We start from the raw sequence: 16679 nt of genomic DNA, 5'->3' as shown, positions 1-16679 counted from the left end.
TATTAATGGAGGTGTGTGAGTATGAGAATGAAACGGATTGGATTATATGCTTTCGCTTTGCTTCTTATATTGTTTTTATTTATTTATCCTCTCGATGCATACATATCGAAACCGGGTGGGGCTTATGATTTAGCGCCGATAGTAGAAGTCGTTGGCGGGGATAAGGATGATGAAGGAACGTTTAGCCTCATGACGATTTCAATCGGAAAGGCCACTCCTTTCTCGTATATCGCTTCGAACTTTACTGATCGAATGAAAGTCCTTCCAATTAGTAAAGTGAGAAGGGAAGGGGAAAATGATAAAGAATACACTATTCGTCAAAAAAAGCTTATGTCAGATTCCCAATTCAACGCAATTACAGTCGCATTCGACAAAGCTGGAATTCCAGTCGACATTACATATGATGGTGTCTTCATCGTGTCTGTTCTAAAAGGTGGAGCGGCGGATGGGAAACTTGCGACGGGTGATAAAATTCGTTCGGTCGATGGGGAGCAGTTGAAAGAGGGAGGTCAATTTGCATCATTGATTTCCAAGAAAGGCAAAGGTGATAAAGTTGCAGTTACCGTTGAACGGGATGGTAAGTTCTTGGATGTTGAAATCACTTTAAGTGAAATACCGAAATCAGGTGGGCGAATTGGTTTAGGCGTGGAATTCCAGGAAGACCGTGAACTTGCGACTAATCCGAAAGTGGAAATTAGAACTGCCGATATCGGCGGACCTTCCGCAGGACTCATGTTCACATTGGAAATAATGAATCAGTTGCTCGACGAAGACTTAACGAAAGGGTACAACATCGCAGGAACTGGTGAAATGCTGCCTGATGGAACAGTTGGTCGGATCGGTGGGACCGATTTTAAAATTATGGCGGCTGATCGTGAAGGAGTAGAAATCTTTTTCGTGCCAAACGATTATTTGTCGGATGAAGTTCGAAATAGAAATCCAGGAATTGTGACGAACTATGATGAAGCTTTGAAAACGGCAAAAAATATAGGTACGACAATGAAAGTCGTACCCGTTTCAACAATCGATGATGCATTGAATTATTTGAAAGAATTAGAAGAGAAGTGATGTTCCATTATCGGTGATAGTTGATAGTCTAAGCCGATTTTGGAATTACTTTTCCCTTCTCCAAGCGCTAACGCATAAATATCGGATGCAATAATGTCCATGTCCATTGAGGAATTGGAAATTGAAGCGACTTTACTTATGAGTGGTAGGGGAAGATCCTTTTTCACCCCATTTAAATAGGATCGCCCTTCATTCGTCATCCCGAGTAAGCGTAAATATGAAGGTTTCTCTATTCCGGCGCGCATTTCTTTCGAGAAACCGGTTAGTATATGCGTGAGCATCCGTTGTATCCGTGTCCATGTGTACCGTTTGGATTTCACTGCCTCCATAAATGTTTGGAACGATTCATTTGATTGGGCAGCACGATATACGAGGTTTTCAATACCTTCAGATACATCGGCAATAGAATGTAGACGGGAAGGTCCATCCCTTAATATGACGAATCGAAGAAATGGGTAAAAGGTTTCCCAATTGCCGAACCCATTTCTTTCAGATTGCCATTCAAGGAGGAAGTTCCTCGTAGCGTCTGGAATAAAATCTGCCACATCATCAAGTGTTTCTGACCCAAAGAACGATTTACGGATGCCAGTCGCACTTGCGATTTTTTCGTTAGTTAACGTTTCATCATGGTAACCGGCTCCCATCCGTTTTATTGTCACGGCTTCCATTGATGATCCAATCGACTGCGCTGCTTCCATATAATGAAACCCTAAAATGTTATTTGGCAGCGATAAATCGACTACTGGAACCGCAGGCTGTCCTTCTTGAATTGTTTTATACGCTCGATTTAACGCCATCGGGTAGCTCAATCCTTCAGTGACTGCATTTTTTACTGCCAAATCGTATTCTGGACCATGACGACTAATGAGTTGTAAGCTGTTTTGAAAAGGCTCTAAATTACCGTCTTCGCTTCCGAAACAAAACGCACTGCACTGAGCTGCCTCAAGCAGCTCGATAGCCCCTTGTGCAAATGTAGGGGCATTCGCTGTTGCGAAACGGTAAGGCAACTCGAATACGATGTCCACGCTGGACTTGAGGGCCATCTTCGTCCGCGTCCATTTGTCGACAAATGCGGGTTCTCCTCTTTGAAGGAAATTGCCACTCATGACCGCAATGATGACATCCGCTCCAGTTGCCTTTCTAGCCTGCTGTGCATGGTAGACATGTCCATTATGCAATGGATTATATTCAACGACGATACCTGTAGCTTTCAATAAGTCCACCCCTTCGATATAATCTATTTAAATTATACGTTCATGCGTTTTTGGTGACAAGAAAATATCTTGACATCCCTTTTTATCCATTATATAATCAACAGTGTTGTCTAGAGGTGATAATGACATGAAATGGTCCATTCATCAACTACAGAAATACAGGCAAGGTGCATTGCCGCTTGACGAAGCGGTCAACCTTGACTCCGTCAAAAAACGGAATCCGGAAATCCGGGATATTAAGCCTGTCCACGTAACCGGCAGCTGTATAATCGGTTCGAAAAAACTGACATGCCATTTCCATCTTGAAGGTGTGATGACATTACCTTGTTCTCGAACATGGGAAGATGTCGACTACCCATTTACTGTGGAATCGGACGAACAGTTCAGTTGGGATGAAGCTACACTTGCGACGGATGATATGATTCATCCGGTTGTCGGTGAAGTTATCGATCCGACCCCGATTTTTGAAGAGTTAATTCTTCTTGAAGTGCCTTTACAAATTTTTGGCGAAAACGCTGATGAAATGAAAAGTGCCGAGGGGAAAGGTTGGTCCTATACAACTGATGAAGAACTCGAAGAACGGCTTCGTGAAGAAAAGGAAAAGAAGGTCGATCCGCGTTTAGCGGGTTTAGCTGATTTTTTCAATACGGACAAGGAATAGTCGAAATATAAGGAGGTGCCTCAAATGGCAGTACCAAAGAGAAGAACTTCAAAAACATCTAAAAGACTTCGTCGTACGCACATCAAACTACAAGTTCCAGGCATGACAACTTGTGAAAATTGCGGCGAAATGAAACTTGCGCACCGCGTTTGCAAATCTTGCGGTCATTACAAAGGAAAAGACGTAGTAGGAGAGTAATTTCTTCTACTTAAAGACCACCGTGAGGCCATGGCTCCGGTGGTTTTTTTATACTATAAAGCGGAGGCGGCCTGCTTAGATGCGACAGGCATAAGGCGAAGATGCGAAGTGGCGCTTTTTGCCACACAGCATCTTTGACTTATGACCCCGAGCATCTGGCCGCCGGAGCTAGATTGTACAAAAGCGGAGCTAGACATTAAAAAAGGAGGGATTGGCTTGTCATATAAAATTGAAATTAATGACGGAATCGCAACGTTCATCATTAATCGGCCCGAAATGAGAAACGCGATTAACTATGCCGTTATGGACGGTCTTGAAACATTTTTAGCAAAAGTCGAATCGGACGACAGCATAGCGTATGCAGTAATTACAGGGGAAGGTGATCGCGCATTTTGTTCAGGAGGCGATCTCTCAGAATTTCACGGCTTCCGCACTGCGGATGACGCCTTTCCGATGTTAAGTAGGATGGCGAAGATATTATACAGATTGTCGACATTGCCAGTTCCGGTTATCGGACTCGTTAACGGTGCGGCTGTCGGTGGAGGATGCGAAATCGCTACTGCATGTGATTATAGACTCGTTTCATCGAAGGCAAAGGCTGGATTTATCCAAGGGACGCTCGCGATTACTAGTGGATGGGGTGGCGCCACACAACTCTTTCTGAAAATGAATAATTACGCTACAGCGTTGAAATTAGTAGCAGAGGCGAAAGTTCATACAGCAGAAACGTTAAAAGTAATTGGTTGGGCGACGGACGTTTACGATGGAAATCCACAAGATGGATTAAAAAAGTTTCTTACCGACATGGAGAAAATACACCCTTCGGTTCATCGAGCATATAAAAAGATTGCTATTAGAAATTGGCAAACGGATGAAGTTGAAAGGCAAATGCTTGAAGAGGCTAAGCAATGTGCACAGTTATGGGAAAGTGATGCGCACCATAAGGCTGTTGAGAGTTTTCTGAAGAAATAGTTGAAAACGGTTTCATTCATCGTATACACTATAAATGGGGAGAAGTTCAAACAACGCTGCTTGGGGGGATTGACTATATGAACAAAATACTAATTGCGAATCGTGGGGAAATCGCAATGAGAATTATGAAGACATGCAAGCGGATTGGCATTAAGACGGTTGCTGTCCATTCAGAAGCCGATGAGCATATGCCGTTCGTGAAATTTGCGGATGAAGCATATAGTATCGGACCGGGTCCTGTATTGCAATCGTATTTGAAAGCGGATACTATTATCGAAATTGCGTTGAAAGTCGGGGCAGACGCAATTCATCCGGGCTATGGACTTTTGTCTGAGAATGCTATATTTGCAAGAAAAGTATGTGATGCCGGCTTAACGTTCATCGGCCCTGACGCTGAAACAATTGAACTAATGGGTGATAAAATCGCTTCTAGAATGAAAATGAAAGATGCCGGCGTACCGGTCGTTCCTGGGACAGATGAAGGGGTATCGTCTTTGGAGGAAGCGATAAAGGCTGCAGAACGTATTGGATATCCGGTTATGCTGAAAGCAAGTGCAGGCGGCGGTGGCATCGGAATGGTTCGGTGTGAAAGTGAGCAAGCGCTCAGTCAACACTTTCTATCTATTAAAAGTAGGGCAAAAGCCTATTTTGGGGATGACGTCGTCTTTCTTGAAAAGTATATTGATCATGCACGTCATATCGAAGTTCAAATTTTTGGGGATGACAAAGGGAATATTGTCCATCTATTCGAGCGGAACTGTTCGGTGCAACGGCGAAACCAGAAAGTGATTGAAGAATCTCCATCACCATCCTTGTCGAAAGAGGTAGCAAGGCGGTTGTATGAGGCAGCTGTTGCTGCTGCGAAAGCTGTTCATTATCGAAATGCGGGAACTGTGGAATTCATTTTATCGGAAAACGATGATTTTTATTTCCTTGAAATGAATACCCGTCTACAAGTGGAGCATCCCGTTACTGAAAAGGTGACAGGCTATGATTTAGTGGAGTGGCAGATCGAAGTGGCGAGGGGCAATGAATTGCCGGTCAAGGATCAGCGACAAATTAAAAGTGTTGGTCATGCAATCGAATTCCGCATTTATGCAGAGGACCCTACCACTTTCATGCCGTCCCCTGGAACAATCCGTAAAATGGAATGGAGTGACTTAGCTGCTGTGCGCATTGATTCGGGATATGAAGAGGGTGGGAATGTCACGCCATTCTATGATCCTATGATAGCAAAAGTGATTGTCCATGCGGATGAGCGTCAAGAAGCGATAAACAAAGCAGAACAATTTTTTACGTCATTTACAATTGAAGGGGTCAAGACGAATATTCCGCTCTTTCAACGTTTTGTACGATCTGAGGAATTTGGAAATGGAAATTACAATACAAATGTATTGGCGGGATGGCTGGAAACTCAAAAGGGGGAAGTAGGAAAATGACACAATTGAAAGCTGCGATGGCGGGTACGGTGTTTACAGTAAATGTGGCTGAAGGTGATGAAGTACAAGTAGGTCAAGTAATTATCGTCCTCGAGTCGATGAAAATGGAGATTCCTATCGAAACAGAAGTTTCAGGAAAAGTGGCCTCCATTCATGTCCAAGTAGGCGATTTCGTAAATGAAGAGGATGTATTGGCAGTAATCGAAGGATAAGGTGAGCTGTTAAAGTAATATGTAGCTGAATGGGTGAATGTGATCGGGAGGGGTAGAACGATGACGAATGTGATTGGACAGACGAATTACAACGAGAAACTAGATAGTAGAATTGAGAAGGTAATGTCGGGAGGGCATCCGAAGTATCACGAGAAATTGAAGGAGCAACATAAATTATTTGTACGTGATCGCCTCAAGCTCCTTTTCGATGACGGTAAGTATATGGAGGATGGGCGCTTCGCCAATTGTGAAGCTGATGATTTACCGGCCGACGGTGTTGTTACTGCGATGGGGGAAGTAAATGGGCAAACTGTTTGTGTCATGGCGAATGATTCAACAGTGAAAGCCGGGTCTTGGGGAGCGAGGACAGTTGAGAAAATTATTCGTATCCAAGAAATTGCCGAGAAAAATAGAGTGCCGATGCTGTATCTCGTCGATTCCGCGGGTGCAAGAATTACGGATCAACTTGAAATGTTTCCGAACCGTCGGGGAGCTGGACGAATATTTCATAATCAAGTGAGGTTATCGGGTTTTATTCCCCAAATATGCTTATTATTTGGACCTTCGGCAGCAGGTGGGGCTTACATTCCTGCATTTTGCGACATCGTTATTATGGTGGAAGGTAATGCATCCATGTATTTGGGATCCCCGAGAATGGCGGAAAAAGTGATCGGTGAGAAAGTAACTTTGGAAGAGATGGGTGGGGCGAGAATGCATTGCTCCATAAGTGGCTGTGGTGATGTCCTCGTTGAGAGCGAAGAGGAAGCAATAAGCGAAGCGCGTCGCTATTTAAGTTTTTTCCCGGCGAACTTCACCGAGAAGCCGCCGCTTAAAGATGCAGTCGCAGCTAAGTCAGGAAGGTCTCTCGAAGAAATTATTCCTGAGAATCAAAACGCGCCGTTCGATATGTATGAAGCAATCGATGCATTGATCGATGAAGGTAGTTTCTTTGATGTAAAAAAATTATTTGCTCCAGAACTAATTACAGGACTTGCGCGGATTGAAGGGCAAACTGTTGGGATTATCGCAAACCAGCCGAAGGTGAAGGGGGGCGTCTTATTCGTTGATTCGGCGGATAAGGCGGCGAAATTTATTAACTTATGCGATGCATTTTCGATTCCATTGTTGTTTTTAGCGGATGTCCCAGGTTTCATGATTGGAACAAAAGTTGAACGAGATGGTATTATTCGGCACGGTGCGAAGCTAATTATGGCGATGAGCTCGGCAACTGTCCCTAAAATTTCCGTCGTTGTCCGGAAAGCTTATGGTGCTGGACTATATGCAATGGCTGGTCCGGCGTTTGAGCCGGATGTATGCATTGCATTGCCAACTGCACAAATTGCAGTGATGGGGCCGGAAGCGGCAGTTAATGCGGTGTATTCAAATAAAATCGAAGCGATCGAGGACCCGAAAGAGAAACTCGCTTTCGTGCAGGCAAAACATAAAGAATATAAAGAGGAAATCGATATTTACAAGATGGCTTCCGAGCTAATTATCGACGAAATTATCGCACCTTCAGACTTGCGGAATGTCCTTGCTGACCGTTTTCGCTTTTATTCGACAAAAGAACTTCCATTACCACTTAAAAAACATCCTGTCTATCCTGTATAATCGAATATAAGAAAAATAAAAGGGCGCCTTTTCTGGAGGTAGCCCTTTTTGAAAAAGGGGGAATTGCATGGAAGTTGTTGTCGTTGGGGCGGGTTCTATCGGTTTGCTCATCGGTTCGTACTTAGCTGAAGCAGGTGTGAACGTCGTGTTTTTAGTGAGACGGGAAGAGCAGGCGTCGGCCATCCGGGAATTAGGAATTCGGAGGGTTAATAGTGATCGGACCGAAACAGTGTTGAAAGTGGACGCACAAATAGACGTAAGCGAGCTGCCAGAAGACGCGCCTTGGATAGTTGCAACGAAGTATCAAGGAGTTGCAACTATCGTAGAAACTATTGTTGAGAGGAAATTAAGGAATGCTGTCATGTTCGTTCAGAATGGGTATGGCCATTTCAAATACGTGAGTGAATCTGAACTGCCGAATGTGTTTTTTGCGACAGTCGAGCATGGCGCAGGCCGATTGGACAATCGAACCGTTTCTCATAACGGAGTCGGTGCCATAAAGATTGCTTCTTACCGGGGAGAGGGGACGAGTTTTGAATTTATGAAAAACGTCCATTCGGAAGATTTTCCAGTAACGTTTACGAATGACGCGCATCATATTGTTTTACGAAAAGTACTAATTAATTGCATGATCAATCCTTTAACTGCGATTTTGCAAGTGAAGAACGGCGACTTAGTGGAGAATAGATACGCCAAAACACTTTTTGATCAGTTGTATGATGAAATTATAGTAGCTTTTCCTGAAATGAAAAACGATTTATCAAAAGCTGCGGTTGAATCTGTTTGTTTGAAAACTGCAAAGAACAAATCGTCCATGTTGACAGATCGGATGAGAGGGAATCCGATGGAAATAGAGACGGTAGTATCGTCTGTCATTCAAATGGGTGAACGTCGCGGTGTAAGCTTGCCGTTTTTGCGAACACTCGAAAATATGCTACTAGCGATAGATAGGAGTTGATCAGCGTTGATGAATGGCCTCCTGTCAATCGTTACGGGAATTGTCGTTTTGTTTCCATTTCTCATTACGATCATCTTCCTATTCGTTATGAGGAGAATGGGGAAGGCGCCTGCTACTGTTATTGGAAAGGCGGCGGATTTTACAACCCCTTTTTTGTTTTTATCAGTTTATATTACGTCAATGACTATTTTTGACAAAGGAACCGGTTTTACGATTATTTCTGTTGCCATTTTATTAGCTATATTATTCGCGGTTATGGAGAGAATGAAGGAGAAAGAGTTCCAAATCACTCGTGTTTTCCAGAAAACATGGAGGTTGTATTTTTTACTACTTTCATTTGCATATGTCATTCTTTTCGTCGTTGGTGTCGTTTTCAAAATATCGGAATATGTAAAATGATGGGGAAATAATTCAGTCTACAAGCTTTTATTTTTCAATCTGCAGAATGAGAATGATATACTCTGTTCATATGAGTAAAAAGGGGCATCAATGATGGAAATCGAAACAATGGTCTTGAAAAACCGGAACAAAGTGATGGAAGCTTATGAGCGTGACAATGAATTTATACATAATTTCTTTGATTATAAAAATGAAAGGAGTTCTTATCCCGAAAGGCTAGCGGAATTACGTAATCGCTCGTTTCTAAGGAATGAACTTTCCTCTGTCATCCGTTCCTTCATGGAACCGTTCGGCATATCGAAGAAAGCTTCGATACATCTAGAGGAACTTACGGAAAATGGTGTCGTCGTCATCGGCGGCCAGCAAGCAGGCATTATGACGGGTCCGCTCTATTCTATTCATAAAGCGATTACGGTTATTTTACTTGCGGAGAAGAAACGGAGAGAGCTTGGAGTTCCTGTAATTCCTGTATTTTGGGTGGCAGGAGAAGATCATGATTTAGATGAAATTAATCACGTCTATACAGAAACGTCTAATGGAACGATGAAACTTAAGTATCCAGAAAAGTTCATCTTGAAATTGATGGCTTCCGACGCGAAATACTCCAGTAAAGAAATGACGACATTCATAGAAAACGTTTTTCGTCAGTTCGGAGAAACGGAACATACTCGCGCATTGATGGAGGAAGTGTTGACAGCGGCCGATATGGAAGAGACATTTACCGGATTTTTCGTTAGACTGATAAACGGGCTATTTCACGAACAAGGTCTTCTTTTCATCGATTCGGCGTACAAGCCGTTACGTGAAATCGAAAAAAGCCACTTCGCTCAATTCATCGTAAAGTCTGATGAGCTCGCAAAATTGGTTGTCGAGAAAGAAGAGCAATTTTCCCAATTGGGATTTGGTAAACCGATTGAAGCTGAAAAGGAAGCTGCGCATTTGTTTTATGTGCATGAAACTGGGCGGGTTCTTCTTTCTAAGGAGGACGGGGATTTCGTAAATGATAGTACGGGAATTCGTTTCACGCGTGACGAAATGCTGCATATTGCTAACAATAAACCTTGGTTGTTAAGCAATAATGTTGCTACGCGTCCTATTATGCAAGATCTCGTTTTCCCGGTTCTCGCTTTCGTCGGAGGGCCAGGAGAGATTGCATATTGGGCATTATTGAAAGAAGCTTTCCAGCTTTTTAATATCCGCATGCCAATCATTGCTCCAAGAATATCGATGACATTAGTTTCGAAACGTGCAAAACAAGCGATGGAGTCGACTTCTATGACGCTAGAAGAAGTGTTTGCTGGAAAAACCCCTGAAGTTCGGGAGCAGTTTGTTCATTCATTGCAAAATGAACGATTTGAAAACCTGATTTTAGAAACGGAAAAGCAATTGAAAAGTAAATATGAGGAACTTGAAGTCGTTTCAAGTATAGCGATGCGTCAATTACTTGAGAAGAATTTAAAATTCCATCAAAAGCAATTAAATTATTTACGAAAGAAAGCCGAAGAGGAGCTACTCATTCGACACGAATCGGAACTTCGCAAATATAGCATAATTGAAAATGAGCTGTTTCCGGGAGGTTCGTTACAAGAACGGATCTATACGCCTTATCTTTTCATGAACCAATATGGTCCTGATTTGGTAAAAGACCTACTTCGTCAGCCAATTAAAATGGACGGTACTCATCAAATCATCTACTTATAAATAAAGAATTAACGCCGATGCAGGTATTAATGACTGCATCGGCGTTTTTTTATTCATTTACGAGTTTATGTCTCAATGAAACAAGTACTATATTCACATTTTACTATGAAAATAGAATTTGAGTGGAGGATTGTGGGGGGATGTGGTACATTAAAAACATATAGTGGGGTGAAGAGTATGTTCATGGGCGAATATCAGCACACTATAGATGCAAAAGGCCGTTTGATAGTCCCTTCGAAGTTCAGGGAATATCTAATGGATGGTTTTGTGTTGACTCGTGGATTGGATAACTGCCTCTTCGGTTACCCTATGGAGGAATGGAAACGGCTTGAAGAAAAACTGAAGGCGCTGCCGGTTACAAAGAAAGATGCACGTGCATTTGCCCGATTCTTTTTCTCAGGTGCTACGGAAGTTGAACTTGACAAGCAGGGCCGTGTTAATATTCCATCCTCATTATTGGACTACGCAAAAGTTGAAAAAGATTGTGTCGTCATTGGTGTTTCAAGCCGCATTGAAATCTGGTCAAAGTCTTCTTGGGATTCCTATTACGACGAGTCGGAGCAATCATTCAATGAAATTGCGGAAAACATTATTGACTTTGATTTTTAATGCGAAAGCGGAAGCCACTAGGCGCTGGAGCTAGATGATAAAACACTAAAGGAAAGTAGGCGGTTTCAATGTTCGATCATATAACAGTATTACTTCACGAAGCCGTCGATGGGCTCAACATTAAACCCAATGGCATTTATGTCGATTGTACACTTGGCGGTGCAGGACATAGTTTGGAAATAGTGAAGAAGCTTTCGGCAGGCGGCAGATTGATTTGCTTCGATCAAGATACGACAGCAATTGACGCTGCCAAAGTGAAGCTAAACGATTATTTAGAGCAAGTTACATTCATCCATTCGAACTTCAGAAACTTAAAAGATGAACTGGCGAAGATTGATGTACATTCAGTAGATGGCATTTTATATGACCTTGGCGTTTCCTCGCCGCAGCTTGATACGCCCGAGCGTGGATTCAGTTACAATCATGACGCCGTGCTTGATATGCGCATGAATACGGAAGCGGAATTGACTGCCTATGAAGTAGTGAATGAATGGGCATATGAAGATTTGGTACGTATCTTTTATAGATATGGGGAGGAGAAATTTTCTAAGTCTATCGCTAGAAAAATCGAAGAAGCACGAAAACACGCACCGGTTAAAACGACAGGCGAGCTCGTGGAGTTGATTAAAGAAGGTATTCCTGCGGCTGCACGAAGAACAGGGGGACATCCTGCGAAAAGGGTTTTTCAGGCGATCCGAATAGCTGTGAATGATGAGCTTGGGGCGGCAGAGGATTCCTTGACGGATGCATTGACGATTATGAATCCCGGTGGTCGCATTTGTGTAATCACGTTCCATTCGCTTGAAGATAGATTGTGTAAGACGATCTTTAAAGAGGCCTCCTCCATGCCGGAATTGCCTCCGAATTTACCAGTCGTTCCTGAGGGAATGGATCCGGAGTTCAAATTAGTAACGAGAAAGCCGATCCTTCCAAGTGAAGGTGAAATTGAAGTGAATAAAAGATCCAGATCTGCAAAGTTGCGGATCGTAGAGAAAAAATAAAGGGGGAACATGTCGGATGGCATTGGAACAGAGAAGCTTTCAAATGAATACGATACATGAAGTTCATACACCACAATCACCGAATAGTAATGAGACACAACAGCCTACGAGGCGTCCAAGAAAACTTTTCTCGGCTGGAGAAAAATTCCTGTTCGTGCTGTTCGCTGCAGTTCTCGTACTGTTCTCTACAATGATTTTGCATACACAAGCCCACATCAATGATACAAATAAGGAAGTGCAAAAACTCAACAACGACATCGTAGAGATTTCAAAACAGAATACAGAGTTGTCCATACAAGTGAGCGAGAAATCTACATACGAAGTTATTTGGAATAAAGCGAAGGAGCTCGGCTTGAATCTTAACGAGAAAAACGTAAAGGTCGTGCCTGGACGATGAAAAAGAAGTTTCGATTTCAATGGGGAGCCTTTCTGATGTTCGTAATTTTCGGAGGGCTCTTTTTTCTTTTGTTTCTGCGATTGTTGAGCATTCAAATAACAGGACAGGCTGAAGGAAGACAAATGGCTGCCATGGCCGAAGCGAAATATGCGAGAGAGGCAATCTTGAAAGCCGAAAGGGGAAAAATTATCGATCGTAATGGCGAGATGATTGCTTCCGATACGTTAAGTTATCGGTTAATCGCTATTTTGAGTGAAAAAGCTACTGAAAAGGGTGCGAAAGAACCGAGGCATGTCACAGATTTTAATAAAGCTGCGGAATTATTAAGCAGGTTCATCCCGATGGAAAAAGAGAAGATGATCGAAATTAGGGATGCTGCGATAAAAAGGAATTCAGAGACGTATCAGATTGAGTTTGGTAAAGCGGGCCGCGATATAAGCCATGAAACGATGCTAGCTATAAAAGAGGCTGCTGAAGAAGAAGACATTACTGGACTGCAGTTCATCGAAGATAAGAAGCGTTTTTATCCAAATGGGAATTTTGCTTCGTATTTGATTGGTTTTGCGATACGCGAGGAAGATGAGAAAGGGAATGTTTCGACGGTCGGTAAAATGGGACTTGAGCAGACATACAACGAGGAACTTACTGGGACGAACGGTAAAGTAGATTACCAGACGGATATTTGGGGATACATTCTACCAAAAACGGAAAAAAAGATCGTTGCTGCAAAAGATGGTTTGACGATTCAATTGACGATTGATAAGACGATCCAAAATTTCGTCGAAGACGCGATGAATCAAGTCAATGAGAAATATTCACCTGAAAAGATGCTCGTCATTGTTACGAACCCGAAAACTGGAGAAATTTATGCGATGAGCCAGCGTCCTTCGTTCCATCCATCCACACGCGTTGGGTTGACAGAAAACTGGCTAAATGATGCTGTGCAAAACACGATTGAACCAGGTTCCACGATGAAGATGTTTACATTGGCGGCGGCAATCGAGGAGGGGAAATGGGATCCTTTTGCTGAGTTCCAATCAGGACAATATACGATTTATGATAAGACAATCCGTGACGTGAATCGAACCGGTTGGGGAAGAATTAGTTTTCTAGAAGGGTTCCAACGTTCCTCGAACGTATCAATGGCGTACTTATTAGAAAGGATGGGCGACCGGACGTTCATCGACTATTTACACAGCTTTGGCTTTGGGGCAAAGGTTGGTATCGATTTACCGAATGAAGTACCAGGCATTATTTTGGACATTAACCCGAGTGAGAGGTTGACGACTTCTTACGGACAAGGATCCACCGTTACTCCAATCCAAATGATTCAGGCAGCGACGGCGATTGCGAATGACGGAAAGATGATGAAACCGTATGTTATTGATAAAATCATTGATCCGAATAGTGGGGAAGTAGTGGAGGATCATAATGAAGAAGTAAAGAACTCTCCTATTTCCGCAAAAACGGCAAAGCAAGTTCGTGACGTTTTAGCATCAACCGTCACTTCTGATGTCGGGACAGGCCGAAAATTCGCTCTTTCGGGCTATTCGGTAGGAGGAAAGACGGGAACCGCGGAAATTCCTAATAAGGAAGGAAGGGGCTATTTGTCCGGGGATGGCAACTATTTGTATTCATTCCTCGGGATGGCTCCAATCGATGATCCACAGTTATTGACGTACGTAATTGTCCAACAACCGAAGCTTGAGCTTGGACAATATGGGTCGGATCCCGTTGCGGAACTTTTCACTTCGATTATGGAAAGTAGTTTAAAATATATGAATATCCTTCCTGAAAATAGTCAAGAGTCCTCGACAAAGTCTCTATCGAATCATATTGGAGAAAGTGCGGATTCTGCGATTGCAACTCTAGAACAACAAGGGTTTTTACCGATATTGATCGGCGAGGGAGGCAAGGTGAGGAGTCAACATCCTGAAGAAGGTACAAAATTGAGTGAAGGATCTTTAGTCCTTCTCGAAACGGATGGGGATACTGTCCTTCCAAATTTTACTGGATGGTCGAAAAAAATGGCTTTATCATTTAAAATGTTATCAGGGCTCGATATTCGATTGAACGGTGATGGATATGTGACGGAGCAAAGTCTTTCAGCGGGTGCTGTCATTAGTAAAGATGATCCAGTCGTCCTCCAGCTGAAATCACCGAAAGAGCAACATACTCCTGTTGAGCCGAATGAAGAAGACGAGGAAGTGGAAGAGATAATTGGTGGATGATGTATAGCTGTCCCCTCCCGTTCATAGGTTGATAGAAAAACGAAAGGTGTGGGGCTCTGCGTAAATATGCAGATTTGCAATCGAAGAAGAGATTGCGGGCTGTTTTTATCATTTTCCTCATTTCCATATCTATGGTTATAGCAAAGCTCTTCCACGTTCAAATCATTAAACACGAATGGTTAAAAGCGCGTGCGGAAGAGAACTGGGATCGGGAAATCCCTTTTGGAGCGATCCGGGGGGAAATTCAGGATCGAAACGGTGAGCTAATTGTCGGCAACAGACTTGCTCCGACACTTTATTTTATGCCTTCTCAAAACAAAGAGCCGGAAAAGGCTGCTGCTTTGTTAGCAGATATTTTGCAAGTGGATCAGGGCAAGCTACTTGAGAAGATGACGAAGAAAGCTTATATGAACAAATTAGCGCCAGAAGGAAAAAACATTACTCAGGAACAGGCGACAGAAATAGCCAAACTGAAAATTGACGGTTTGTATACAGGTGTTGACTTTGTCAGGAATTACCCGTACGGGGAATTGCTTTCAAGGCTTATCGGGTTCACCGGTTATGACGGTCAAGGCCTTGCAGGCATTGAATATGCATATGATGAGATTTTGCAAGGCACTGGGGATAAAATACGTCTCTATACAGACGCGAAGGCGATACCGCTTCCACATGTCGACGACGGTTTCCAGTCTGGAGAAAATGGAGCGACGATTGAACTGACGATCGATATCGAAATGCAGAAAGTGATGGAGCGGGAACTGATCCAAGCGATGGAAAAATACGATGCTGCACAAGCGATCGGAATTATTATGAATCCGAAGACAGGTGAAATCCTTTCGTTAGTTTCCATGCCGACGTTCCATCCGTCAGAATATCAGAACACCGATCAGACGATCTATAATCGGAACTTGCCGGTTTGGATGACATTTGAACCGGGGTCGACATTTAAAATCGTTACGCTCGCTGCTGGACTTGAAGAAAAGGTAATTGACCTTCATAATCAACACTTTCATGATCCTGGGTATACGATGGTTGCTAACGCGAAATTACGCTGCTGGAAACGGACAGGGCATGGTCACCAATCCTTTTTGGAAGTCGTAGAAAACTCCTGCAACCCCGGTTTCATTGAAATCGGACAACGTTTAGGCGGTGAAAAGCTTGACCGTTATATCCGTGATTTCGGTTTCGGTGAAACGACAGGGTCGGGAATTGCAGGCGAAGCAAAAGGAATCCTGTTTTCAAAAGATGGATTTGGTCCAGTTGAACAGGCGACGACCGCTTTCGGCCAAGGAATTTCGGTAACGCCGATCCAGCAAGTGCAAGCTGTAGCGGCTGCCATAAACGGTGGTTATTTGTATCGTCCGTATATTGTGAAGGAAATTAAGAATGATAAGGGAGAGACGTTGAAATCGTTTGAGCCGGAAATGAGACGACGTGTCATCAGTGAGGAAACTTCCGCGCAAGTGAGAGAGGCATTAGAATCCGTTGTTGCAAACGGCTCCGGGCGCAACGCATTCAATGATGGATTGCGTGTCGGCGGAAAGACAGGTACTGCTCAGAAGGTCGTTGACGGTCGTTATAGTGATGGCGATTACATCGTCTCGTTTATCGGATTCGCACCAGCGGATGATCCTGAGTTACTTGTCTATATCGCAGTAGATAGCCCGAAAAATTCGATTCAATTTGGTGGTGTCATTGCAGCGCCGATTGTTGGCAGGATCATTGAAGAAATTGCTCCCCTTGCTGGCATTGAAAAAAGGGAAGGTCAACTTGAAAAAGAATATCGTTGGGGGGATCCTATTACACATCGTGTTCCGGATTTGACGGGCATGACAAAAGGTATGGTTGCCCGCCAACTTCATACGTATCGTATACAGTGGCATGGTGAAGGAGACGTTATCAAATACCAAATGCCGGTTCCTGATTCTTTAATGAATGTGGACGATATTATTCATGTATATACAGAAGAAGATTAGAAAAGCGGAAGGCGCTTGAAGTTAGACAATAT

At 43.2% G+C, this 16679-nt stretch carries 16 protein-coding genes; 15 read left to right on the top strand and 1 reads right to left on the bottom strand.

Going from position 1 to position 16679, the window contains the following annotated elements:
• Window positions 1–21 precede the first annotated feature (21 nt).
• The gene (locus QM454_RS15525) at window positions 22–1068 is read left to right on the top strand and encodes a SepM family pheromone-processing serine protease (RefSeq protein ID WP_432359513.1); all 1047 of its coding nucleotides are present in this window, start codon (window positions 22–24) and stop codon (window positions 1066–1068) included.
• On the opposite strand, the gene QM454_RS15520 is transcribed toward QM454_RS15525, so the two are convergent.
• A complete protein-coding gene (locus QM454_RS15520) occupies window positions 1041–2282 on the bottom strand; it encodes a nucleotidyltransferase (RefSeq protein WP_432359512.1) in 1242 nt (413 codons plus the stop codon). The genes QM454_RS15525 and QM454_RS15520 overlap by 28 nt on opposite strands.
• Window positions 2283–2409: 127 nt before the next feature.
• Between QM454_RS15520 and QM454_RS15515 the strand changes: the two genes are divergently transcribed.
• The 14 genes from QM454_RS15515 (at window position 2410) to QM454_RS15450 (ending at window position 16647) form a co-directional block, all read left to right on the top strand.
• Entirely contained in the window at window positions 2410–2943 is a 534-nt protein-coding gene (locus QM454_RS15515; protein ID WP_432359510.1) for a YceD family protein, read from the top strand.
• Window positions 2944–2967: 24 nt separating this feature from the next.
• Window positions 2968–3141 carry a 50S ribosomal protein L32 gene (gene rpmF / locus QM454_RS15510; RefSeq protein ID WP_432359508.1) on the top strand — a complete coding sequence of 58 codons (174 nt, stop codon included), beginning with the start codon at window positions 2968–2970 and terminating at the stop codon, window positions 3139–3141.
• A 216-nt stretch (window positions 3142–3357) separates the two neighbouring features.
• Complete coding sequence (locus tag QM454_RS15505; RefSeq protein ID WP_432359506.1) at window positions 3358–4113, top strand: enoyl-CoA hydratase/isomerase family protein; 756 nt, start codon at window positions 3358–3360, stop codon at window positions 4111–4113.
• Window positions 4114–4190: 77 nt separating this feature from the next.
• Complete coding sequence (locus QM454_RS15500; RefSeq protein WP_432359504.1) at window positions 4191–5552, top strand: acetyl-CoA carboxylase biotin carboxylase subunit; 1362 nt, start codon at window positions 4191–4193, stop codon at window positions 5550–5552.
• Entirely contained in the window at window positions 5549–5764 is a 216-nt protein-coding gene (locus tag QM454_RS15495) for a biotin/lipoyl-binding carrier protein (protein WP_432359502.1), read from the top strand. Before QM454_RS15500 ends, QM454_RS15495 begins: the two co-directional genes overlap by 4 nt.
• Window positions 5765–5887: 123 nt before the next feature.
• Window positions 5888–7375 (top strand): acyl-CoA carboxylase subunit beta, encoded by a 1488-nt coding sequence (locus QM454_RS15490; RefSeq protein WP_432364058.1) that lies wholly within the window; start codon window positions 5888–5890, stop codon window positions 7373–7375.
• 67 nt (window positions 7376–7442) lie between these two features.
• Window positions 7443–8333 (top strand): 2-dehydropantoate 2-reductase, encoded by an 891-nt coding sequence (locus QM454_RS15485; protein WP_432359500.1) that lies wholly within the window; start codon window positions 7443–7445, stop codon window positions 8331–8333.
• Between the two features lie 9 nt (window positions 8334–8342).
• Entirely contained in the window at window positions 8343–8732 is a 390-nt protein-coding gene (locus tag QM454_RS15480) for a DUF3397 domain-containing protein (RefSeq protein WP_432364056.1), read from the top strand.
• Window positions 8733–8825: 93 nt separating this feature from the next.
• Entirely contained in the window at window positions 8826–10433 is a 1608-nt protein-coding gene (gene bshC, locus QM454_RS15475; RefSeq protein WP_432359498.1) for a bacillithiol biosynthesis cysteine-adding enzyme BshC, read from the top strand.
• Between the two features lie 177 nt (window positions 10434–10610).
• The gene (gene mraZ / locus QM454_RS15470) at window positions 10611–11042 is read left to right on the top strand and encodes a division/cell wall cluster transcriptional repressor MraZ (protein ID WP_432359497.1); all 432 of its coding nucleotides are present in this window, start codon (window positions 10611–10613) and stop codon (window positions 11040–11042) included.
• Window positions 11043–11110: 68 nt separating this feature from the next.
• Complete coding sequence (gene rsmH / locus QM454_RS15465) at window positions 11111–12043, top strand: 16S rRNA (cytosine(1402)-N(4))-methyltransferase RsmH (RefSeq protein WP_432359495.1); 933 nt, start codon at window positions 11111–11113, stop codon at window positions 12041–12043.
• Window positions 12044–12059: 16 nt separating this feature from the next.
• Window positions 12060–12440: a cell division protein FtsL gene (gene ftsL / locus QM454_RS15460; protein WP_432359493.1), complete on the top strand. Its 381-nt coding sequence runs from the start codon at window positions 12060–12062 to the stop codon at window positions 12438–12440.
• A gap of 35 nt (window positions 12441–12475) precedes the next feature.
• Entirely contained in the window at window positions 12476–14671 is a 2196-nt protein-coding gene (locus QM454_RS15455) for a penicillin-binding protein (protein ID WP_432359492.1), read from the top strand.
• A gap of 131 nt (window positions 14672–14802) precedes the next feature.
• Window positions 14803–16647: a penicillin-binding transpeptidase domain-containing protein gene (locus QM454_RS15450; RefSeq protein WP_432364054.1), complete on the top strand. Its 1845-nt coding sequence runs from the start codon at window positions 14803–14805 to the stop codon at window positions 16645–16647.
• Window positions 16648–16679: the final 32 nt, after the last annotated feature.

It is taken from the genome of Sporosarcina sp. UB5, from assembly GCF_050859005.1.
Taxonomy (GTDB): domain Bacteria; phylum Bacillota; class Bacilli; order Bacillales_A; family Planococcaceae; genus Sporosarcina.
This window is presented reverse-complemented; position numbering and strand designations above follow the sequence as displayed.

Excerpts from the sequence above, each read along its gene's own strand:
- QM454_RS15525 (WP_432359513.1), top strand. The coding sequence starts at position 22 with ATGAGAATGAAACGGATTGGATTATATGCTTTCGCTTTGCTTCTTATA.
- QM454_RS15515 (WP_432359510.1), top strand. The coding sequence starts at position 2,410 with ATGAAATGGTCCATTCATCAACTACAGAAATACAGGCAAGGTGCATTG.
- rpmF (WP_432359508.1), top strand. The coding sequence starts at position 2,968 with ATGGCAGTACCAAAGAGAAGAACTTCAAAAACATCTAAAAGACTTCGT.
- QM454_RS15500 (WP_432359504.1), top strand. The coding sequence starts at position 4,191 with ATGAACAAAATACTAATTGCGAATCGTGGGGAAATCGCAATGAGAATT.
- QM454_RS15495 (WP_432359502.1), top strand. The coding sequence starts at position 5,549 with ATGACACAATTGAAAGCTGCGATGGCGGGTACGGTGTTTACAGTAAAT.
- QM454_RS15490 (WP_432364058.1), top strand. The coding sequence starts at position 5,888 with ATGTCGGGAGGGCATCCGAAGTATCACGAGAAATTGAAGGAGCAACAT.
- QM454_RS15485 (WP_432359500.1), top strand. The coding sequence starts at position 7,443 with ATGGAAGTTGTTGTCGTTGGGGCGGGTTCTATCGGTTTGCTCATCGGT.
- QM454_RS15480 (WP_432364056.1), top strand. The coding sequence starts at position 8,343 with ATGAATGGCCTCCTGTCAATCGTTACGGGAATTGTCGTTTTGTTTCCA.
- bshC (WP_432359498.1), top strand. The coding sequence starts at position 8,826 with ATGGAAATCGAAACAATGGTCTTGAAAAACCGGAACAAAGTGATGGAA.
- mraZ (WP_432359497.1), top strand. The coding sequence starts at position 10,611 with ATGTTCATGGGCGAATATCAGCACACTATAGATGCAAAAGGCCGTTTG.
- rsmH (WP_432359495.1), top strand. The coding sequence starts at position 11,111 with ATGTTCGATCATATAACAGTATTACTTCACGAAGCCGTCGATGGGCTC.
- ftsL (WP_432359493.1), top strand. The coding sequence starts at position 12,060 with ATGGCATTGGAACAGAGAAGCTTTCAAATGAATACGATACATGAAGTT.
- QM454_RS15455 (WP_432359492.1), top strand. The coding sequence starts at position 12,476 with ATGTTCGTAATTTTCGGAGGGCTCTTTTTTCTTTTGTTTCTGCGATTG.
- QM454_RS15450 (WP_432364054.1), top strand. The coding sequence starts at position 14,803 with ATGGTTATAGCAAAGCTCTTCCACGTTCAAATCATTAAACACGAATGG.